This window comes from Synechococcus sp. R50.1 (assembly GCF_047462115.1).
Classification (GTDB): Bacteria; Cyanobacteriota; Cyanobacteriia; order Thermostichales; family Thermostichaceae; genus Thermostichus.
On record NZ_JANSIN010000013.1, the window covers coordinates 1 to 21,125 of the forward strand.

General features: G+C 57.5%; 19 protein-coding genes. 14 read left to right on the plus strand and 5 right to left on the minus strand.

What is annotated here, in order from left to right:
• Positions 1–245: 245 nt before the first annotated feature.
• From NW870_RS05225 to NW870_RS05240, 4 genes are all read right to left on the minus strand, one after another.
• Positions 246–1,076, minus strand: a complete 831-nt coding sequence (locus tag NW870_RS05225; protein ID WP_414374276.1) for a HEAT repeat domain-containing protein — start codon at positions 1,074–1,076, stop codon at positions 246–248.
• A gap of 33 nt (positions 1,077–1,109) precedes the next feature.
• Positions 1,110–1,967, minus strand: a complete 858-nt coding sequence (locus tag NW870_RS05230; RefSeq protein WP_011434279.1) for a phycobilisome rod-core linker polypeptide — start codon at positions 1,965–1,967, stop codon at positions 1,110–1,112.
• Between the two features lie 469 nt (positions 1,968–2,436).
• The gene (locus NW870_RS05235; protein WP_011434281.1) at positions 2,437–2,919 is read right to left on the minus strand and encodes a phycocyanin subunit alpha; all 483 of its coding nucleotides are present in this window, start codon (positions 2,917–2,919) and stop codon (positions 2,437–2,439) included.
• 193 nt (positions 2,920–3,112) lie between these two features.
• Entirely contained in the window at positions 3,113–3,631 is a 519-nt protein-coding gene (locus NW870_RS05240; RefSeq protein ID WP_011434282.1) for a phycocyanin subunit beta, read from the minus strand.
• A gap of 692 nt (positions 3,632–4,323) precedes the next feature.
• Here NW870_RS05240 and NW870_RS05245 point away from each other — a divergent pair.
• From NW870_RS05245 to NW870_RS05305, 13 genes are all read left to right on the plus strand, one after another.
• Positions 4,324–4,935 carry a chromophore lyase CpcT/CpeT gene (locus NW870_RS05245; RefSeq protein ID WP_414374278.1) on the plus strand — a complete coding sequence of 204 codons (612 nt, stop codon included), beginning with the start codon at positions 4,324–4,326 and terminating at the stop codon, positions 4,933–4,935.
• A gap of 238 nt (positions 4,936–5,173) precedes the next feature.
• Positions 5,174–6,223, plus strand: a complete 1,050-nt coding sequence (locus NW870_RS05250; protein ID WP_414374280.1) for a hypothetical protein — start codon at positions 5,174–5,176, stop codon at positions 6,221–6,223.
• A 64-nt stretch (positions 6,224–6,287) separates the two neighbouring features.
• Positions 6,288–6,764 carry a hypothetical protein gene (locus NW870_RS05255; RefSeq protein ID WP_414374281.1) on the plus strand — a complete coding sequence of 159 codons (477 nt, stop codon included), beginning with the start codon at positions 6,288–6,290 and terminating at the stop codon, positions 6,762–6,764.
• A 232-nt stretch (positions 6,765–6,996) separates the two neighbouring features.
• The gene (locus tag NW870_RS05260) at positions 6,997–9,060 is read left to right on the plus strand and encodes an argonaute PAZ domain-containing protein (protein WP_414374284.1); all 2,064 of its coding nucleotides are present in this window, start codon (positions 6,997–6,999) and stop codon (positions 9,058–9,060) included.
• Positions 9,061–9,130: 70 nt separating this feature from the next.
• Positions 9,131–9,319 (plus strand): hypothetical protein, encoded by a 189-nt coding sequence (locus NW870_RS05265; protein WP_414374286.1) that lies wholly within the window; start codon positions 9,131–9,133, stop codon positions 9,317–9,319.
• A gap of 129 nt (positions 9,320–9,448) precedes the next feature.
• Positions 9,449–10,684, plus strand: coding sequence for a hypothetical protein (locus tag NW870_RS05270; RefSeq protein WP_414374287.1), 1,236 nt, complete (start codon positions 9,449–9,451; stop codon positions 10,682–10,684).
• A 7-nt stretch (positions 10,685–10,691) separates the two neighbouring features.
• Positions 10,692–11,189, plus strand: coding sequence for a bis(5'-nucleosyl)-tetraphosphatase (locus NW870_RS05275; protein WP_414374289.1), 498 nt, complete (start codon positions 10,692–10,694; stop codon positions 11,187–11,189).
• Positions 11,190–11,587: 398 nt separating this feature from the next.
• Positions 11,588–12,832, plus strand: coding sequence for a response regulator (locus NW870_RS05280; RefSeq protein ID WP_011434290.1), 1,245 nt, complete (start codon positions 11,588–11,590; stop codon positions 12,830–12,832).
• A gap of 47 nt (positions 12,833–12,879) precedes the next feature.
• Complete coding sequence (locus NW870_RS05285) at positions 12,880–13,254, plus strand: response regulator (RefSeq protein ID WP_011434291.1); 375 nt, start codon at positions 12,880–12,882, stop codon at positions 13,252–13,254.
• 107 nt (positions 13,255–13,361) lie between these two features.
• On the plus strand, positions 13,362–13,910 hold the full coding sequence (locus NW870_RS05290) for a chemotaxis protein CheW (protein ID WP_011434292.1): 549 nt from the start codon (positions 13,362–13,364) through the stop codon (positions 13,908–13,910).
• A 48-nt stretch (positions 13,911–13,958) separates the two neighbouring features.
• Entirely contained in the window at positions 13,959–16,196 is a 2,238-nt protein-coding gene (locus NW870_RS05295; protein WP_414329978.1) for a methyl-accepting chemotaxis protein, read from the plus strand.
• Between the two features lies 1 nt (position 16,197).
• Positions 16,198–18,969 carry a hybrid sensor histidine kinase/response regulator gene (locus tag NW870_RS05300; protein WP_011434294.1) on the plus strand — a complete coding sequence of 924 codons (2,772 nt, stop codon included), beginning with the start codon at positions 16,198–16,200 and terminating at the stop codon, positions 18,967–18,969.
• 3 nt (positions 18,970–18,972) lie between these two features.
• Entirely contained in the window at positions 18,973–19,455 is a 483-nt protein-coding gene (locus tag NW870_RS05305; protein WP_011434295.1) for a hypothetical protein, read from the plus strand.
• On the opposite strand, the gene NW870_RS05310 is transcribed toward NW870_RS05305, so the two are convergent.
• Positions 19,431–19,982 (minus strand): hypothetical protein, encoded by a 552-nt coding sequence (locus NW870_RS05310; RefSeq protein ID WP_414374291.1) that lies wholly within the window; start codon positions 19,980–19,982, stop codon positions 19,431–19,433. The genes NW870_RS05305 and NW870_RS05310 overlap by 25 nt on opposite strands.
• 136 nt (positions 19,983–20,118) lie before the next feature.
• Here NW870_RS05310 and NW870_RS05315 point away from each other — a divergent pair, with 136 nt between their 5' ends.
• The gene (locus NW870_RS05315) at positions 20,119–21,096 is read left to right on the plus strand and encodes an acetyl-CoA carboxylase carboxyltransferase subunit alpha (RefSeq protein ID WP_414356843.1); all 978 of its coding nucleotides are present in this window, start codon (positions 20,119–20,121) and stop codon (positions 21,094–21,096) included.
• Positions 21,097–21,125 lie beyond the last annotated feature (29 nt).

A 21,125-nucleotide genomic window follows, 5' to 3' on the forward strand; every position in this document is an offset into this window, starting at 1 on the left:
TTGTACTTCATCAAAGCGCATTCCTCCCGGCAGTGACCCTACGGGTACAGTGCGGGGCTCCTGCGATTTCTAGCTGAGGCAGTGCTACAGCCACGGAGCCCAACCCTGGTGCCGAGCGGACAGATTCTGACGGCTTTGAATCGCTGCAGAGGGATGCACAAACTCATGGGCAATGCCTTGATAGGTCAGTTGCAAAGGACTCCGTCCCGCTAATGTGAACAGCAAGGGCCCAGAAGCACCACCGCTCACAGCAGCTCGTCGATCAGCCGCAGCACCTGCTGCAGCTCAGCACCGGGGATCCTTTGATGTTGTTCCAGGTTGATCTCCACCAACTGTTTGAGGGCAAGAAGCTTCAGGTTGACCTCCACCGCCGCCACCGCAATGGCTTGTGCTGCCGGCAAATAGCCACTGGCCCCCAAATCCAAAAGGGCAGCCCGCCGCAGATGGATGTTGTGGTGATTCAACACCGACAGCAGGCGCTGAGCAAAAGTCGGATCCCCAGTGAGACGATAGCAGGCCCGTGCCGCCGCACATTGCAAACGGATGGAAGTGTGCTCTAGGTAGGGACAGATTGGCTCCAGAGCAGCGGTCACTTGCAGTTGTCCAAGAGCCTCGACAATGGCTTCTAGGGCGGCTTGGGCTTCCGTCTGCAGTCCTTGCTCCACAAAGCGCAGCCCTTCCAGCAAAGCGGATCCCAGCTTTTCCACTTCGTCGGGATCCCTATGGAGGTTGTTGGCAAGGGCAATCTCAACCAGCGCCTGGGCAGCCGCTGCCACCACTTGGCCATCGGAGCAAGACAAAGCCGCCTTCAGGGGAGGGATCCCGGCGAGGGATCCCAGTTTACCCAAAGCACGAGCAGCATTGCGCCGCAGCGGATATCCCCCTTGAGCGGTGCGATCCGTTTCATCGGCCAGGGCCTCGATCAGGGCCGGGATCCCTTCGACGATGCGCATGCGTCCCAGCCACCAAGCGGCATAGTAGCGTTCCCCCGGATCCCCGTGGCGCAGCTTGGCGATTTGTCCAGCCGGGGTGAGATCCACCGATGGATCGGGATCCAGAGGAACAGCAGTGGTCATGGAATCGACAACGGAGAAGACACCGAGAAGGGATCAAGCGCTGCGGACACTGACGATCTTGGCGCCCGATTTGAGCAACCGCTGCATTGTTGCCGACAGTTGATCGGCAGAGACGAAAATCTGCTGGTTGGATTTGCGCACTCGGCTGGAAGTGGCCAGCGCCGAAGGCGGATTCAGCAGCCGGGTCACTTCCACACAGAACATGCGATCCGACTGGCCCGTTGGCGGCCCCAGGTGTTTGGAAATGGGGCTGGGCGGCAGCAGCCCCCGCACCCCAATGCGGCGAATGGCCGGGGTAAACCCGGTGGCCAAAGGCATCATCAAACGGGGTCTGGGCCCTTGGGAGCGATCGTTGTTGGCGTAGCCCCCGTAGAGAGCGAAGAGATTGGTAAAGTCGCGGGTGGAATGAGCCTTGCGGTATTCAAACCCACGCGGGTAGGGGACGATGTTGTCTCCAAAAGCTTCTAGGTATTCTGGGCTGTCGATGTAGGAATCGATCTCCGCGCTGTGGCCGCCAGATTGGTAGATGTCCAAATGGCGGGCGATGTCTTTGGGGCTGGTGGGAGCGCGTCCCAGCAGATGCTTGAAATTGAGCTCGATGGCCCGGGTTTGCGAGTTGGGGTAGAAAAACCGCTTTTTGTAGGCTTCGGACTTGGCGATCAATCGCACAAACTCCCGCACCGTCAGGCTGCCCTGGCGCAGCAGCGATTCCGCACTGGCTAGCTCCTTCCTATCGGCCCCAAACAAATGGTCGTTGCCCAGCACCTGACGGTAGATGGCCCGCAGCACCGCATTGAGCTGATCCTGGCTGGCGTTGGGGCGCAACTCCAGTGGGGTGGTCTCCGTAATGCCCCGGATCCCCATCCGGCTTGCCGCTGTAATTGCACTCATGCTAATTCCCCCGATTGAACTGAATGGACACAGATTGAGAACAAGCTTGCGTTTAGGGTCATTTCGATTCAAGCTAGGACATTGCACCCACACCTAAAGTGTTGGTTGCGTCGTCGCGTCGGCGTTGCGGAGCAATAATGCAGGGGGCCAAAAGGCTTTTCAAGGACTCCGTCCCGCTGGCGCGATCAATAGCCCAGGCGTCTCACCCTAGCCTGAAACGACTGTAGAAATCGAAAACTAAAATTAGAAATCAAAAATCGGCAGCCCCAAGCTGCAGAAGAGCAACAGTGGCGCCTTCCTATTGGGGAGACTGATCCGCAAACCCACGTGGTCAAACGTATCTCTCCGCAACGTAGCAGGCTCACCACCGTTGCCCTCAACAACCTTCCCTCGCCATCCCCCCTGGTTTATGGGATGAGCCAACTGGCTAGCCGGCGTCGCCCTTTTAGAGGGATCCCAAGCCAAGGGTTTAGCTGAGCGCGTTGATGGCGTAGTCGATGTAGGTGTTGGCCTCGGTGGCCGCTTGCCCGGTCAGGCCGTGGTTGGCTTTGATGTAGCGCAGGGCTTCGATGAACCAACTGGGGGAGAGTTCAAAAGCGGCGTTGATTTCGCGGATCCCGGCCAACTGATACTCGTCCAGAGGACCGGTGCCACCGGCTACCAAGCAGTAGGTGATGTAGCGCAGGTAGTGGCGCACGTCGCGGGCGCACTTGTCCTTGCCGGCTTGGGTGTGGCACTGCCCACCGGGTTGGGTGGTGTAGGGGAACTTGGCGTAAACCGCTTCGGTGGCACCGCGCACCAGCTCGTCGGCACGGCTGCTCAGAACTCGGGCGGCTTCCATGCTGGCGGCAGCCCGCTGAAAACGGCCATTGATGGCCTGCAATTCGCTGTTGCTCAGGTAGCGCCCTTGGCTGTCGGCAGTGGCGATGGCGTCAACAATTGGGGTTTGCATGATTCAAAACGCTCCTTTACTTAACTCAAGCTCAATGCAAAAAACAAAGCAAAAGATTCAAAGTCTCAACTGCAAAATCGCTGCAAAACAGGTTACTTTTCCAGGGATCCCCTGCCAACCCGAGTTGTCTTAGATCCCAGAGAGGTCTTCACAACTGGATCCGGACACAACAGAAACTTCAGTCCACAAGGGATCAAACCACAGCGGCAGCAGCGCGATCGAAGTAGGATTCGATTTCGGCAATCAGAGCGCTGCAGTCACCCCGGGTGATGCCGTTGGGGTCGTTTACCACAGCCACTGCAGCCTTTTTCATCTTTTGGATACCGTTGGCCACTGAGCTGCCGGGGGTGCCCAAGGCTTGATAGGTTTCCCGCAGGCCGTTCAGGCAGCGCTCGTTCAGCACACTGGCATCTCCGGCTGCCACTGCGTAGGTGATGTAGCGGAGAATAATGTCCATGTCCCGCATACAGGCAGCCACATTGCGGCTGGGGTAGGCAGGCCCACCGGGAGCGTTCAAATTGGGCTCCTCTGCAAACAACTGACGGATGGCATCGGTCACGATCTTGGAGGCATTGCTGGTGAGGCGGTTCACAGCATCCAAACGCTTGTTCCCCTCAGCAATTACCTGCTGGAGAGCGGCAAACTCGTTCTCTCCCAAAAAAGCGCCTTTGGAGTCAGCTTGGGCAACCACTTTGCCAAATACATCGTTCATGGTTTTGAATCTCCCTAGCGAAAGTAAAAGAGGTTATGAATCCACATTCCCTGCAGCGGACAAGAGAGCACCTGCCGGCCAGGAATGCAACACCGCTTGGATCCCCAGTGCCGAGAGGTGCTGTTTAACTCACAGAACCGCCGACGGGATCGAAGCCGATAGAACCAAGATGAGCAAGCGAAGCTCGCTCCCAGATCCAGGCCTTCATCCAAGGGATCGGACTTGGGCTAAGGAGCCTCAGCCGCTGCTGGCAACCTCAACTGGGCAGACGAGAAGAAGCTGGCTCGCCTTGTTTCCAGTCTTTTTCTACCGCGAAGGCAAGAAGCGATGAAATCAAAAAATGTAAATCGGCTTTACCTCGCGCAAAAGGTCTTAGATCGGTTTCCAACCTGCTTCCCATCTCGGATCCCAGGCTGTTCTCCCTGTCCTTCGCGGGAGTAGTTTTTTACAAAAGAGAATGTTTCTTTGCCTAGCTTTACAACATGAACAAAGATGTCAGCCCCGATCGCGGCTTTGCAGCTTGCAAGGGATCCATTTTCAGTATCGGAGCGAACATTCTCATAAAGGATACATAATTTAACACTTGCTGCAATCCTCGGTCGGGCCTGAGGTTGGGGCAAAATCTGAGAAGGTTCCCCTGGCTCTCCGGAGATTTTCGGTACATACCTCTACAGAATTCTCGATGCCCGCTTATGTCTATTGAGTCGGATCGCACTCCTTCCCCAGAGCTGCTGCAGATGGCGCGTTGGCTGGCAGGAGACTTCAGCAACCAAGAGCAAGCCTGGGAAAATCCACCGTTTTTCGCCCAGATCCGGGTGGCCTATCGCCCCTTGCCGGCCCACGTTTTGGGCGGGATCGGCTTTTATGTGGAGCAAGCCTACAGCGGCCATTTGGAGGATCCCTATCGGCAGGCGGTGGTGGAGTTGACTCAGGCGGGCGATGGGATCCTGATTCGCAACTATCGCCCTTTGGAGCCGCAGCGGTGGCGGGGCTGTGCTCGGGAAAGGGCAGACCAACTGAGTCAACTGAGGGCTGCCGATCTGGCCTATCTAGAGGGGTGTGATGTGCAGGTGAAGAGGCAGGGATCCCTCTTTGTCGGCGTGACAGAGCCGGGGTGCCGGTGTTGCGTGGTGCGCAACGGCCAAACCACTTATCTGCAGACCACCTTGCACCTGAGCGAGAGCGAGTTTTGCAGCCATGACCGAGGGATGGATCCCATCACCCACCGACAGGTTTGGGGGGCCCTGGCGGGCGCTTTTCGCTTCCAAAAGGTAGTCGATTGGCAGGCGGAGCTAATGCTGTAGGCTGCAGCCCATCCAGCCCCACAACTCCACAGTTGACAGCGCTATTGCGCACTCTCCCTCAGCCAGCTTTGTGTACACTGTCCTTGGCCGGGATCCAAATCCCCCAGGTTTGAGCGTGCTGTTTACCGGTTGCAACCGGGCTAGGCTCCTTTTAATTCAGTGTGGGTATTCAATGCAGGCGAGGTCGGGCCCAAAGGATGAGCCACGGTCTGGGTGGGCTTGGCACAGCCCTTGGGGAATGGTGATCGCCCTGGTTGGGATCTTGACCTTGCTGCTGCTCGGTGCCGGCTGTTCTGGCCAGGGGGAATCTGCAGCTTCCCCCCCTGCGTTGATCCCTCTCCCACCTCAACCGGGAACCGAGTCGATTCCCATGCCGGTGCGTACCCTGGGCAACAGCCGCTTCAAGCTCCTGGGCCTGACAGTGGGGGTGGCCGGGAGCGGAGCTGAGGTGTTACTGGATACCGGCTCGGCAGGTTTGCGCATCATAGCGACAGCAGCAGGTCGCTTTGGCCTGGAACGGACGGGGATCCCTTCCACTGTGACGTTCGGAGATGGCACGCAATTTATCGGGGTGTTGGCCCGCGCCCCCTTCAGCATAGGAGGGATCCCCAGTCGGGAGCCGGTAACGATTCAGTTGATCGACCGGATCACCTGTGTGGACGCCCTGGTGGCCAGTTGTTCAGAGAACTTGTTTGGAGAAGGGCGGCCCTTCGCCGGGATCCTAGGCACGTCCTTGGATGAGCGCAGCCCCGACCGCGAGCTGTTTAGTCCGCTCACCCGCCTTCCGGGCAATTTCCGCTCTGGGTACATTATTCAAACGGGGGGCTTCAACTCCACCCAGGGCCTGTTCACGGTTGGCCTAACGGCTGCCAACACCGTCGGCTTCAATTTCCGGCAGTTTCCCCAGGTGGGAAGCTTTCCCGACGGCACCCCCATCTGGCGGGATGAGGCTTTACAAGTGGCCTACAGCATCAGCAACACTTCTATTCAAAATGCTCTCAGCCCCACCGTTTTTGACAGTGGTTCTTCCGACATTTTTCTCAACGTCAGGCTGTTGGGGGCAGCTCCCTTCTCCACCTCGACCTTACCCCCTGGGGCAGAGTGGCGAGCGGTATTGGCGGGAGCTTTCGAGTATCGCATTCGAGTTGGCTTTCCCATTACGCCCAGTCGAGATCGGATTTTCGTCAACGGCAACCAGGGGGTGCAACTGTTGGGCATGCCGCTGTTTTTTAATATCGACGTTGCCTTCGATGTTGAGGGCGGGCGGATCGGCTTTCGCGTGCGTTGAGACAAAGTTGTTTTGAACCATCCCAAACGTTAACGTTGGGTTCAATTGCGGAGAAAAACTTGCCATGTTCGGTCGAGCCTTGAAAACCGGGAACAGCACGCCGCGCAGATGGCCTTGGGTTTGGGGACTGCTGTTGTTGTGTTGGTTGGGGCTAGGTGGGCCAGGGTGGGCCGTGAGCTTAGGGGATCCCTTGCCGGAGTGGGCTGAGTCTGTGCAGGTGGGACGACAGCGGCTGCGCGGGGTGGAGCAATACCGCGGCCAGGAACAAATCCGCGCCTATGGCAACGAAGCAGGACGGGTGTTTTGGATTCAAATCAACAGCAGCGCTGACTTGCCCCCGGATTACCGAGACTATTTGGGCGAATACCAACAATTTCTGGTAGAAGCTGTAGAAGTGGTGCCGTTGCGAGCCCGACGGCTGCGCTTCCGCCAGGGAAATCGCAGCGCCGAGTGGCAGGTGGTGGGCATGAGCGGTCGGTTTCAGGCGGAGGCGATCAGCAGAGATTTGGCTCCGCCAGGGTTGTTTGGAGATCCCTCGTGAAGAGCAGGAGAATTAGAGCTTATCCTAGAGATCCTAGAGAGAAACTTGAAACTAGAGTCTGCCAATGAATTTACTCCAGAAGAAAGTTGAGGTTACTCTTAATCGCTTCTTCGTCAAGGAGCTAACTCAAGAAGAGCTCACCTTCTATGAGTATAGTTGCAGGCCAAACCCTCTTCCAGATCTAGGAGAGGAGCAGAGGGCTCTCTCCAAGATTTGTAATCAGCTAGGTGTAATGGCTGTTCGTCTGGGAAATCGCATCATAACCCGAGAAAAAGTTCCGGCCAGTAAACTCAAAACAGAGGAATGGGAGTTGGAAGAGCTTGGTTCTAAGGCTCTAGATTGTACAGACCCTACAGAGAGACAGGCTCTAGAAACTTTCGAGCGCAAGAAACTAGATTGGAGTCTAAGATCTAAGTACAAAAGAACAGAGATTGAGCGATCAACAGGAGGAGGATTGATCTGGTGGGTTACGGGTCTGGAAGGAGTAGAACGGATTGAAGGAGTAAAACCACTTTGCGGAGATGGGTGGGAGGTTCACAGAGGAAGAGAGCTAGACGTTGTTATTAGACAAGATAAGAAGCTCTATCTAGAGATCGACATCCGATACCATTTCTACAGCCCATGGACGCTGCATGAGTGGCTGGAAAATTACCCAGATGTCTCAATTGAAATTGTACGAAACACATACAGGACAAAAAATAATAAATACCCAACTTGGGAGTATCGAGGCATTATTTCCAATCAGTCGCCAAGGGAAGTATGGTTAGCGGAGCTAAACACTAGCTTAGCGGATTATCATGTACAGAAGTACGGAGCAACTCCAGAAGAAGTTGATGGCTCTCTGGTGGTTCAAGTGGTCTCCAGAGAACGCAATTTCAGACAAAAGGCAGAGCCTATCCTTCATCTATCGCGGAGACTGTCGCCTGTTTTAACTTTGGAGATGCTAGCAAGTATAGAAGATCAAAGATGGACTGGCAAAAAAGTTAGCTCCTTGGTTAGCGAGCACATCAGAAAAAGTTTAGAAGAGAGATTGAAAGAGTCTAAAGAGACCGCAAAAACTATTATAGAAAATGTCTACAATATTTCTGACTTTCAGGCTGATCCCCTAAAAGCAGAAGGATACATTATGCCAAGGCCAAGGCTATTGGGGTTTGGTCATAGACAAGTCCAAAACCCCGCGAGAGTTAGGTACCAAGGATGTGCAAGAGTTGGCGAGACAAAGTTTGGACTTCTAAATCTTGACGATAATAAACGTGAGTATCCTACTGAGGTTCGCAAGTGCCTACTTGAAGTAGCTAAAAAGAGCGGAGCAAGAGTTGAAATAGACTTTTACGCAACCCGTCAAGATTTGCCTGAAGGCGACCTTGCTCAACAGAGGTTTTGGCAAAGCTGGGCCGACAAAGGGATCAAAACCGTTCTGGTTGTCATGCCCTTGTCGCCTAATGAGCACAAGCAAAAGATCCGCTTGCAAGCACTTCGAGCAGGAATAGCAACTCAGTTTATGATTCCTGGAGCTGACCCCTACAAAGCTCTAAATGTCGTACTAGGACTTCTGTGTAAAGCTGCGTGGCAACCCGTGTTGCTTGAACCCCTCGATCATCCTGAGTGCTCCGAGCTTACCATTGGTTTTGATGTGGGGACGAATCGAGAGCTTTACTACGGAACCTCTGCCTTCGCGGTACTGGCCAATGGTCAAAGCTTAGGCTGGGAGTTGCCCGATATACAAAGAGGAGAAACTTTTTCCGGCGAGGCAATTTATCAAACCGTGTCCAAGCTCGTCAATAGATTCTACAACAAATTTCATCGATACCCTAGAAAGGTTCTTTTGATGAGGGATGGCTTAGTTCAAAGAGGCGAATTTGATAAAACAATTGAGGAACTAAGAAAAGAAAAGATTGCTGTGGATATTGTTGGAGTGCGCAAAAGTGGCACAGTCAGAATGGGAAGAGAGGAAAAAGGAAGCTATAGAGACGCTGCAATGGGCACTGTCATTTTTGACCATGAACGAAGGTCATTTATGCTCGTAACAAGCCAGCCCATTAAGAAGTCCTCGGTGCCAATTGGCAGCGCAAGACCGCTGCGAGTTGTCCATGAACACGGCAACACTCCTTTGGAAGTTCTGGCTATACAAACTTACCATCTCTCCCAGCTTCATCCCGCCAGTGGTTTTCAAGCCTGTAGGCTTCCTTGGGTATTGCACTTTGCCGACAAAAGCAGTAAAGAGTTCCAGCGCATTGGCAACAGCATTTTTAGTGTGCTGCAGAACATAAACCGAGAGAAGTTGATTGCCGTCTAGCCAAGGGAGGGGATCCCCACCTGCCGGCCTTGCTAGGATTGGGGGGGTGGTTGGTGTTGCGGCTATGGAGATGAATGAGGTCTGGAAGACCTTTCTGAGCAATCCTGTTCCGTTCTGTGGCGGTTTTCTCAGCGGCCTGCTGCGTTTGGATGTGAAGCAAGATCCGCTGCGCAGTTGGCTGGAGTCCCAGGGGCTGAGGGTGGAGGAGCCCCCGCCTTCCGGTCGCTCCGACGGCCCCCAATCCATTTCCATTGAATAGGCGTACTCAATCGGCGGGCAGAGAGTAGGGATCCCTTCCGAACGCTTTCTCTCAGGTGTGGGAAGCGCTCTGATCCGGGCACAAGCAGCGACAAGAAGGGCAGCAAGAGCGGTGTTGCGAGGTGAGCTGATGTTCCCTGAACCCTCCCAATTTAGGAAGCGGCAGGGATCCCTTCGAGGCTGGGGCTATCTCGGCGGGGTGGTGTTCCTGGCAACGGGACTGGTCGGTCTGCCGTCAGGGGATCCAGCCGTGGCCCAATCGGCTCCCTCTTCTCTTGCCAGCCCTAAGCAGGATCCCCAAGCTTGGCTGGAGCGCTACAACGCCGCTCTAGAGCAATTGCCCCCTTTGCCCAACTTGCAATATCGCCAGCAGGTGCGGGTGGAGGGATCCCAAACCTTCACAGCCACGTTGGATGTGCTCTACCGCCGCGACGGCAGTTGGCAGGCTTGGGTAGCCGAAGGGGATCGCATCCGCCTCTTGGATTCGCGCCAATTGGAAGTGGTGAACCAGTCGGATCTGCTGCAGCTGTACTCGGTGTATGTGAGCCGACCGGAAGCCCTCTTGCCCTCGGTGAGCTTTTACTTGAAGGCGGATCCCAGCCGCTACCGCGTCCTCTCCTCAGAACGGGTGGATTTGGCTGGATCCCCTGTCCAGCACTTGCGCCTAGAGCCCATTCAGGAAGGCCAGTTGCGGGAGCTGTGGCTGGATCCGCAGTCGGGGCTGCCGCGGCAGGTGTTGCTGTTTTTGTCGGGGGTGTGGGGGCAGGCCTATGTCCTGATGGGGTTTACGGCGGTGCCAGCTCCCGAGGGAGGGGAGCGCTACTGGCTGCCGGAGAGCACCCGCATCAATTTGGGCTATGGCTTTTGGACCCTGGAGGGCTTGAACCGCCGCGTGTTCAGGGGATCCCTGTCCATCCAGCATGACTACCAGGACTACCGCATTTTGCCAGAAGGGACGCAGTTGCGCTTTTTGCCTTCGCAGCCGCCGGTGGATGCGCCGCCGGTGGTAGCCGGCCTGCCGGGGAGCGCTCCTCAAGCGGAGTTGGGAGATGTGCGGGCCTTGGGAGTGGATGAGCAGGGCAACCAGCAGTTCAGCATTGGCCTGGGCCGGCGCTCCAGCCCGGACAATTCCTTGGAAGACCGAATCGTTGCTTTCAACCTAACCCGACCCACCAGCCGCAACGCCCTGACCCAAATCGATACTTTAGCTCTTTTGCCTCTGGGGAATGGCCAGTTGCCCATCTATCTCTTCCAATTCGACACCGGTCGCCCCCTCTCGCCCCTGCAGGGGGTAGAGCGCCCGCAGGTGGATCCCAATGAGGTCTTCGCTCCCAGGCCGCCTGCCATCAGACTCTTCGGAGATTAGTTCCCCAATGCTGATAGATGCTGCCTATGGGGTGATCCCCATCCTGCCCCGCCCGCCCGCCCAGGAAGCTCCCGGACCCGGCTCTTCGCATTTGTATCTGCTCATCCAGCACCAGAAGGGGCATTGGGCTTTCCCAAAAGGGCACAAGGATGGCTCCGAAAGCGACCTGGAGGCGGCACAGCGAGAATTGCGTGAGGAAACCGGCTTGACCGACTACCAGCTCCTAACCCTGCCCGGCCAGCCTGACCCTCTGACGCTGCAGGAAGCCTACACCTTTACGGATCCCGAGGGGAACCGAGTAGCCAAAACCGTTACCTACTACGTGGCCTTGCTGCCGCCCCAATTTCCTCCCCCTGAGCTACAGGTGCAACCAGAGGAGGTGGCCGCCTACCGCTGGTGCTCCTACCCCGAAGCCTTGGAGCAGATCAGTTTTGAAGAGAGTCGGCAACTGCTGCGCCGCTGCCAAGCCCACCTGGAGCAGCTTTGGAAATTGGAGAAGACCTAAGTTCCGTATTTTTACGGAAGAGGTTTATCGGGGTTACCTTTATCTTGTCTTGCAGGCTTTCCGCGGGAAGTTCCCGAGTAAGAAAGCCAGCAGACAATCTGAGGGCTAGCCTTCACCTTTAGAGATTGGCTGATGAGCAATAGTCATCGATCTCCCCAGGAGGAGAGTTTTTCTGAATACGGATTGAACGCTGAAACTGCCTTTGAGTTCGTGCAGCCTTGGCCGTCTTGTTGGGCTTGGCTCATCTAAAGATCTCGTCTAAAGATCTCGTCTGGGTCAGGGCTGGGCTTGAACTGTATTCTGGAAAGCATTTTTTCACCGGCTTGTGGGGTAGCTAAGACTTCAGTCGTGTCATCAACCTCAGCGCAGGAAATTGTCCGAGCACGTCCTCTCGACCCATGAACCGTCCCCCCGTCTGTACAGAAGTCTCGGCCCATCTGCTGAACGCAGAGGTCAGCTTCACAGGAGTTGTTCGGTATTTCAGTGCCTTGGACAAAGGGGAGGGGCTGGGCACTTGGTCATTGGTGTTTCACCAAGGTCGCCTGGGGTTTGCTCACCACAGCTTGGAGCCCTTGGAGCGCTTGGATCGCCACCTGCGTCGGCTCAGCCATCAAGTCTTTTCTCTGACTCGCCAAAATTGCCTACGCATCCATCGGCAGGTGGAGGCGCTATTGGCTCAGGAGACTGGGCCTCTACCTGCAGACCTTCTGGGGCTGAGTTGGATGGTAACGGAGCAACTGCTGCCTTGGGAAGCTGCGCGCAGGTTGAATGCTTGGATCGGCGAGGAGGTGCTGCAAAATCTGTTGCTGGTTCCAGGGGGCTTTCAGCAGGAGATCATCCCACTGGACAACGTGCCCACCCTGGGCCAGTGGGATGGGGGATCCCTGCTCGACCTGATCCAAAAGCGGCTACGGGCATGGCAATCTTTGGGGCCTGAGATCACCTCCCCCTACCAACGGCCCTACTTTGCCAGCCGGGCCCAGGCAGAACGCCTTCCCGCCGAGCAACAGGAACGGCTAGGCCGGTTACTGAAGGGGTTTAGCTTCCGCCAGTTGAGCGCCCTTCTCGATCAAGACGACCTCCAGATCGCTCGCCGCCTACATCCTCTGGTCAAAGCCGGTATCCTTGTCCTGCGGGATCCCCAGCCCCCCTTTGATCGGCTGCCCAAAACCTACTCGGCCAAGCTTGAGACAGAATCACAGCCCTCAGAAACTCCCACCGTCCCTCTTCACCTGGCCAACGGGCTTGCAGATCTAGGCCCATCTCCCCAGGCCTCGAAAACCTGGATTGTGGCCTGTATTGACGACAGCGAAGCCATGCTCAGCGAGTTGCAGCGGTTGTTGGAAGGGCACAACCTGGTCATTCACACCATCAGCGACTCTTTGAAAGCCCTGATGAAGCTGACCACCCTCAAGCCAGATTTGATCCTGCTGGACGTGGGTATGCCCAACGTGGATGGCTACCAATTGTGCAGCCTCATCCGCAAATCCTCCGTGTTAAAGGATGTGCCGGTGGTGATGGTCACAGGCCACAAAGGTCTGATCGATCGGGTGAAGGCGCGCCTGGCCGGTGCCACCGATTACCTGACCAAGCCCTTTCGGCAGGAAGAATTGCTGCAGATGGTGTTTCGCTATCTCAGCTAGGGATCCCTCTAAAGGTTCGTCGAAAAAGAGATAAGGAGATGTCGATCATGGTGAAAGTTCTTGTGGTGGAAGATGTGGCCTCGGAGCGACAGCTCATCAGCGATTACCTCCGCTCAGAAGGCTATCAGGTGGTAGCGGTGGCCAACGCCCAAGAGGCATTGCAGCAGATCCGCAACGACAAACCCGATGTGGTGCTGACGGACTTGGTCATGGAAGGCATGAGCGGGCTGGAATTGTGCCGCCAAATCAAGAAAAACCCGGAAACCCAAAAGTTGCCCGTTGTGGCCTGTACTTCTAAAAATCAAGAGCTGGACAAACTCTGGGGCATGAAGCAAGGGATCGATCTTTATCTGACCAAGCCTTTTACCCGCGAAGACATTTTGCGGGCCGTGAAATCAGTAGTGCTCAGCCCGAGCTCATGATTTTTGCCACTTCTGTCCTTGCTGAGCTGCGCCTCCAGTTAGGATCCCTGTGATTATCACGAATTGTTCTTAGGAGATGTCTTAGAATTGGCAGAGCGAGAACGGCAATGGCGGTAGCTTTCTCCCCACACAGCCCTACTTCTACCCGTACCGGCGAGCTGTACTTACATCTACAGTTGGGGGTAGACTGTCGGGCCCTTTTGCCCATGGCATTTGCCCAGGAAGCTCTAATTGTTGGCCCGCACCACTTTACCCCTCTCCCCAACCAGCCCGCATGGGTGCTGGGCTTGTTCAACTATCGCAATCGCATTCTCTGGGGACTGGATCTGCCGCAATTTCTCGGCCTAGAGCCCTTGGACTTTGGGCAGCCCGAACACCACTTGGTGGTGATGCGCCCAGAATTTGGGGGCTCTGCATCGCCAGTGCGAACAGGCTTGGGCCTGGCAACCCAACACGTGAAAGGAGTAGCTCGAGTGCCCGCCGAGGAGATCCAACCCTTAACAAAAGCCCAGGCAGCACAAAACAACTTTCGACTGGAGAACTTCTACGACTCTTGCAAAGGGCTGGTGTTGGAAGGGGATGAGCCTCTCTGGGTGCTCGACCCTCTTGCCATTGTCCAAAAGCTCAACTCAGTTGATTCCTCGGCAAACCCTTGATCTTGGCGACCTTTTCCCCGACTTACCCTCACTTAAAGGCAAAATTCTATGGTTTCCTTCCGTCCCCTCTTTCTCAGGCCTGCTCCATCTTCCCGGCCCCAACGCAAAGTCGCGGGATCCCGCCTGGCCCTGGCAATCAGTTTTCCTCTGGGCATCAGCTCCCTGCTGTTTGCCGTCTCTGCCGGCAGCGTAGCCCGCACCTATTTCGAGTTCAAGCCGGCGATCTCGCGGCAGTTCACCCTGCAAAACCTGAGCGATCAGGTGATCTATTTGGATGAAGTCTTGACCATGTCTGCCCGCATGGCCGCTGCCAGCGGGGATCTGTCCTGGGAAGAGCGCTACAACATCCATGTCCCTCAGTTGGATGAGGTGCTGGCGGAGATTCAGCAATTGGATCCCGCCTCTTACGAAGCCTATGCAGCCAAAACCACAGCAGCCAACATCAAGCTGGTGGAGTGGGAAGTGCAGGCTTTTGATCTGATTCGGGCCGGCGAGCAGGAACGGGCTTTCAACTTGCTGCACAGCCCTGAGTACGAAGAGCAAAAGCGCATCTACGCCGAAGGGATCAACCAAACCCTGGAGGCCATTCGCAGCAACATTCAGGCCAGCGTCCAGCTTTACGAGCAAGATCTGCTGCAGGCTTTGATCTTTTCCGGCATCAGCTTCCCGATTCTGCTGCTGAGCTGGGGGATCATTTTGATCCTGGTGCGCAACTTTGTGCGGGAACGCAACGCCACCTACGAGCGACAAGTTTCCGACACCCGACTGGCCCAGCGGTTTGCCGATATTGCCCGGATTCGCCAAGAGCAAGAGCTGATCGATCCCCTAACTGACTTGTTGGGCGAGATGCGCCAGCGCTTCGGTGCCGAACGAGTGGCCTTCTATCGCTTGACCGCTCCCGAAGAGGCGCAGGTTATCGCTGAATCTCACGACAGCCGCCTGCCCGACACCTTGGGCACCCTCCTCCGCAGGATCCCGGCTCCGATCCAGCAGGCTCTCCACGGCGGGCAAGTTTACGCTTTTGGCCCGGTGCCTAGGCCAGATCTGGGCGCCGACTACCTGCAGAGGCTGGCCACAGCCCAACTGAAAGCCGAGATGATAGCGCCGGTGGTGCGTGGCGATGAGCTTTACGGTTTTTTGGCAATAGGCCGCGCCCAAAGCCAGAGCTGGTCTGACGAAGAACAGAAAACCTTGGCAGAGCTGGCCAACCGCCTGGGTCAAGCTTTGGGTAACCTGGGGGCGCTGGAGCAAAAAGCCGTGGCCGCCCAGGAACGGGAGCGGTCGGAAGCGCTGCAAAGAGAGCTGCTGCAGCTTATCAGCGAGGTCACAGAAGCCTCGCGGGGGGATCTCACGGTGCGGGCGCAGCTAACAGCCGGACAAGTTGGCATCATGGCGGACTTTTTCAACGTCATTATCGAGAGCTTGCGCGACATCGTGATTCAAGTGCAGCAGGCCGCCGGTCAAGTCAACCAATCCATTGGTCGTGACGAGGCAGCCATTCGCGAGTTGGCCGAAGCCGCTCTCCGACAGGCCACCCAAATCGAAGAGACCTTGCGCTCTGTCGAGCAAATGACGCTCTCAATCGAGGAGGTAGCCGATAAAGCCCAACAGGCCGCCACCGTTGCCGAATCTGCCGCCGCCACGGCCATCAACAGCAGCTTGACTATGGATCGCACAGTGCAAAACATCCTGCAACTGCGGGAAACGGTGGCCGAAACGGCCAAGAAGGTGAAGCGGCTGGGGGAATCTTCCCAGCAGATTTCCAAGGTGGTGTCCTTGATCAACCAGATTGCGCTGAAAACCAACCTCTTGGCGGTGAACGCCAGTATCGAGGCAGCCCGTGCCGGCGAAGAAGGGCGAGGTTTTGCGGTGGTCGCCGAGGAAGTCGGGGCACTGGCGGCCCAGTCGGCAGAAGCCACCCGCGAGATCGAGCGCATTGTGGAAGGGATCCAACGGGAAACCGGCGAGGTGGTACAGGCGATGGAAACCAGCACCGGCCAGGTGGTGGAGGGAACCCGCTTGGTGGAAGCAGCCAAGCAGAGCCTGGGACAAATTGTGGAAGTCTCGCGGCAGGTGAACCAGCTCTTTCAGGCCATTGCCCGCTCCACCGATGCCCAGGCAGATGCATCTCAAACGGTGCGCCAGTTGATGCAGCAAATCGCCAACATTGCCGCCCAGACGGCGGCAGCCTCGCAGCAGGTGGCCAACTCTCTCCAGGCTACGGTGGCGGTTGCCCGTCAGTTGCAGACTTCTGTGTCCACCTTCAAGGTGGGGGAGGCGGTTTAGCATGGGGCCGAATCCCACTTCCCTCGACCCACGCGAGTGGCAGGTTAGGCTGCAGTTTTTGGACGAAGCCCAGGCTTACCTCGACACCCTGGAGGCAGGGGTGTTGGGCCTGGGATCCCAGAGTTTGGATCGCCCCCGTTTGGATCGCTTGCTGCGGGCTGCTCATTCCATCAAGGGCGGGGCGGCCATGATGGGCTTTCCGGTGCTTAGCGACTTGGCCCATCGCCTGGAAGATGGTTTCAAGATCTTGCAGGTGGATCCCCAAAAAGCCGACCCCGCAGTGGAGCGCAACCTCTTGGCGGCGTTGGATTGCATGCGCCAAATAGCCCAGCAGCACCGCCAGCAGCGGCTTTTGGACGAATCTTGGCTGGCAGAGCGGGTGCAGCCTCTTTTCGATCAATTGCGAGAGCAGTTGGGAGAGTTGCAGCCTGAGGACAACGTCCAAGTCCTGGCAGCAGAGGCCGGGGGCGATATGCGGGTGCTGCTGTTTGCAACCGAGGTGGAGGCCTGTCTGCAGCGGTTGGAAGGTGTGCTGGCCCACCCCGAGCAGCCCTGTTTGCGGGAGGAGTTTCTCATTGCTGCCCAAGAGCTGGGGGCGCTGGGGGAAATGTTGGATCTGCCTGCCTTTGCCACCCTGTGCGGCTCAGTAGTCCAAGCTCTGGAGACGCTGCCGCCAAATGCCAAGGAGCAGGTGTTGCCCGTTGCTCAGGCGGCTTTACAAGCTTGGCGACGCTCGCAGGCCCTGGTGCTGGTCGGTCAGGTCGCTCTTCTCCCCAGCTCCTGGGATCCGGCAGAGCCTCCAGTTTCCCCCCCGCCAGAAGCCCCTCCCCCTGCAATGGCAGGAGCCACCGAGCTGCCGGATTCGATTCCAGCCGGGGCCAAAAGCGCTGCCGAGATGCTACGGGTGCCGGCTCGCCCTCTGGAACAGTTGGGGGAGCTGTTGGGAGAGCTCATAGGGGAGCGCAACCGCTTAAACAGTCGCCTGCAACGGCTGCGGGAGCTGGTCAGCTTGTTCAAACGGCGGGTTCGCACTCTAGAAGAAACCAACAGCCGCCTGCGCAGCAGCTACGACCGCGTCGCTGCCACCGTGCCTGCTTCTGTGCTCTTGAAAAAAGAAGGGGATCCCGGCCTGACCTTGGCCGATACCTTTGACCTCTTGGAGATGGATCGCTATGGAGAGATGCACCTGCTGACCCAAGAGGTGATGGAAACCGTTGTGCAAATTGATGAGGTAACCCACGATATCGACACCACCCTGCAGGAGACCGAAGGCAGCGCCCGCCAGCTCAGCCGCCTCTCCAGGCAAATGCAAACCCGTCTCGACCAGGTGCGCATGCAGCCTCTATCGGATTTGACGGATCGCTTCCCCAGAGCGCTGCGGGAGCTGAGCTTAGCCCATGGCAAGCCCGTGGAGCTGCGGGTCTTGGGGGGATCCACCCTAATCGAGCGCTCGATTTTGGAGGCCTTGGCGGATCCCTTGTTGCACTTGGTGCGCAACGCCTTTGACCACGGCATCGAGGCTCCAGACACCCGCCTGGCCCAGGGCAAGCCGGCCAAGGGCCTCATCGAAATTGCCGCCAGCCAACGGGGCAACCGCACTCTGATCACGGTGCGAGACGATGGGGCAGGGATCTGTCTGGATAAAATCCGGGCCCGCGCCTTGCAGATAGGGTTTTCCGCTGCCGACCTGGCTGAGGCCAGCTCCCAGGAGCTGCTGGAGTTGATCTTCCAGCCGGGCTTCAGCACCGCCGAGCGAGTCAGCGAGCTATCTGGACGGGGAGTGGGTCTAGACGTGGTACGCACCAACCTGCAACGAATTGGCGGCCAGGTGCAGGTGGAATCTTGGCCGGGACGGGGCACGCTGTTTACCCTCACTCTGCCCGTTTCTTTGAGCGTCACCCGCGTGCTGCTGACAGAATGCCAGGGGTTGATGTTGGCTTTTCCGGCCAACGCAGTGGAAGAATTGCTTATCCCCCCGCAGTTGCCTGCCGATTCCTTTCTCTGGGAAGGGGAGCAGATCCCTTTAATTCCTGTGGGCCACTGGTTTCGCTTCGCGCGCTGGCAGCCTCGCCGGGAAATTGACGAGACCCCCCTTCTCGACCGACCTGTGGTGCTGCTGGTGGTAGAAGACAACCGGCCCTATGGCCTGTTGGTGGATCGCTTTTGGCGGGAGCAAGAGGTAACTCTGCGCCCGGTGGAGGGAGGTCTGCCTCTGCCGTCGGGATTCTCCGGCTGTACGGTTTTGGCCGATGGGCGAATCGCTCTTTTCGTGGATCCGCCTGCCCTCTTGAGCTGGCTGCTCGCCCAGCGGGATCAGCCCTGTCAGTCGGCAAGGGATCCCCTTCCCCAGCCCAGGTTTGCCGCCCAGCCCACCCTGCTGGTGGTGGAAGATTCGGTCAACGTGCGCCGCTTCTTGGCCATGACCCTAGAAAGAGCAGGGTTCCGGGTTGAACAGGCTCGCGACGGACAAGAGGCCCTCGAGCACTTGCAGAGAGGAATTCCCATCCGAGCAGTGATTACCGACATTGAAATGCCGCGGCTGGATGGCTTTGGCTTGCTGGCCCAGATTCGTGCCCACCCCCTGTATGACCAGCTTCCCGTGGTCATGCTCACCTCCCGCAGTGGCGAGAAACACCGCCAACTGGCCCAGCGGCTGGGAGCCAGCGCCTACCTCTCCAAGCCCTTCCAGGAACAGGAGCTGATCCAAAAGCTGCGGCAACTGCTGCAACCAGCCTCTTCGGCACCTTCCACCGGCGTTTTGATGGCGAGGTAGTCCATGCCCCTGCTTTCCCCTCTGCGCCTGCGTCGTCTGGCTCGGCAAGAACAACTGAGAAACCGGCAGACCTTGATTACTTTCCAACTGGGCTCCTACTGCTTCGGCCTCCCTGTTGATCGGGCGCGGCGAGTTTTTAGCTGGGCAGAGTTTCAGCTTGCTCAGGAGGGCGGCCCCCAGCTTTTGGATACCGGTCGTTTGTTGCTGGGCCGAGGGATCCCTTTTCAACCGGAAGGGGTTATTCTGTTGCAGCCAGGCAGTTCTGAGGACGGATTGTCCGACCAGATCGACAACCCAGAAACAGGGGCTCTGCCCATTCCCACTCAGCCCCTCCTGCGCCGTCTGCCCTCTTCCCAGTTGCAGCCTCTCCCCAGCCGCTATGCAGCTCAGGCCCGCCAAAGGGGTATTGTGCAGTGGATCCCGCCAGTTGAAGGTCAGCTCCCCCTGTTGGTGTTCGACCCTCATCTCTGGCCTGCCTGTTCTTGAGAAGGGAGAAGGGGCAGTTGCAGCTCTGGATTCTCCACGCGGGTTAGCTCCCAGCGAAAGGGCTCCCCACCCCGTCGCTGCCAATTCAATTGGAAGGGTTGCTCCAGCGCATTCACCTGATCTCGCGTCAGGTTGGCCAAGGGGCCGCCGGATCCCTCGATCACAAACCAGAGAGTGGCCTGTCCTTGGCGACTGGGATCCCCTGGGCCGAGCTGCACCTGCAGCGCTTGGGGTTGGAGGCGCAAGCGAAAAAATTGCCCGAAGATCTCGCGGCTGTAGGCCAGCGCCCGCTGCTTATCCAGGCCCCAACCATCGCTATAGGCCTCAGAGACCAGCATCTCCACCTGATCCCAGTTGCGCTGCTCCACCGCCCGCAGCAATCTCTCCGTGTGGACGCGGATTTGTCGCTCAGGCCGCCCGTATTGCCAAAAGGCTCCCACCCCGATAGCCAAGACGACGGATCCCACCACCCCCCAGCGCAGCCAGGGGGGAAGGGGTGAAGGGGGAGAAGAGACAGAAGCAGACAAGGGATCCCTCTTGGGCAGTAGGGGGATTGCTCCCTCTAGCCTACGGGATCTACATGTGAGAAGATCAAAGCCTGACCCCGAAATCTGTGCAGCCTCTGCCGGTCACAGCACGCTCCCGAAATTTAGCCAACCGGTCATGACCAAGTCCAACGACCGCCTACTGCTGGAGTTTGAGCAGCCTGTCGCCGCCCTAGAACAACGGATTCAGGAAATTCGGGCCTTGGCAGAAGAAAACGACATCGATGCCTCTGAGCAAATTCGCCAATTGGAAGCCAAAGCCGAAGAGCTGCGCCGTGAGATCTTCAGCCAGCTCACGCCGGTAGAACGGCTCCAGGTGGCCCGTCACCCCCGCCGCCCCACCACCCTGGATTACGTACAGACCATCTGTGACGACTGGTTTGAGCTGCACGGGGATCGCCACGGCCAGGACGATCCAGCCATTGTGGGCGGGTTGGCCAAGCTGGGGGATCAGCCGGTGATGATCCTAGGCCACCAAAAGGGTCGCGACACCAAAGACAACATCCACCGCAACTTTGGGATGCCCAATCCCGCCGGCTACCGCAAAGCCCTGCGGCTAATGGAACATGCCCACCGCTTCGGCCTGCCCCTGCTCACCTTCATCGATACGCCGGGGGCTTACCCAGGCGTTAAGGCGGAAGCCGAGGGCCAAGGAGAGGCCATTGCCACCAACCTGCAGACCCTTTTCCGGCTGGAGATCCCCATCATCTGCACTGTCATCGGCGAAGGGGGATCGGGCGGAGCCTTGGCCATTGGGGTGGGCAACCGCATCCTGATGTTCGAGCACGCCGTCTACTCCGTGATCTCGCCGGAAGGCTGCGCGGCTATTCTCTGGAAGGATGCCAAGAAGGCTCCCCAAGCGGCGGCAGCCCTGCGCATTACCGCCCAAGACCTGCTGCAACTGGAGGTGATCGACGAGATCCTGCCAGAGCCGGTTGGCGGCGCCCACCGCGCGCCCTTGGAAGCTGCTCAAACCCTCAAAGAGGCTCTTCTCAGGCATCTCAAGGAACTTTCTAGCCTGAGCGGGCGAGAATTGCGCGAGGAGCGCTACCAAAAGTTTCGCCGCATGGGAGCGTTTCTGGAGCTTTCTGAATAGACTTATGCATCCCTGATTTATAGTCGTTT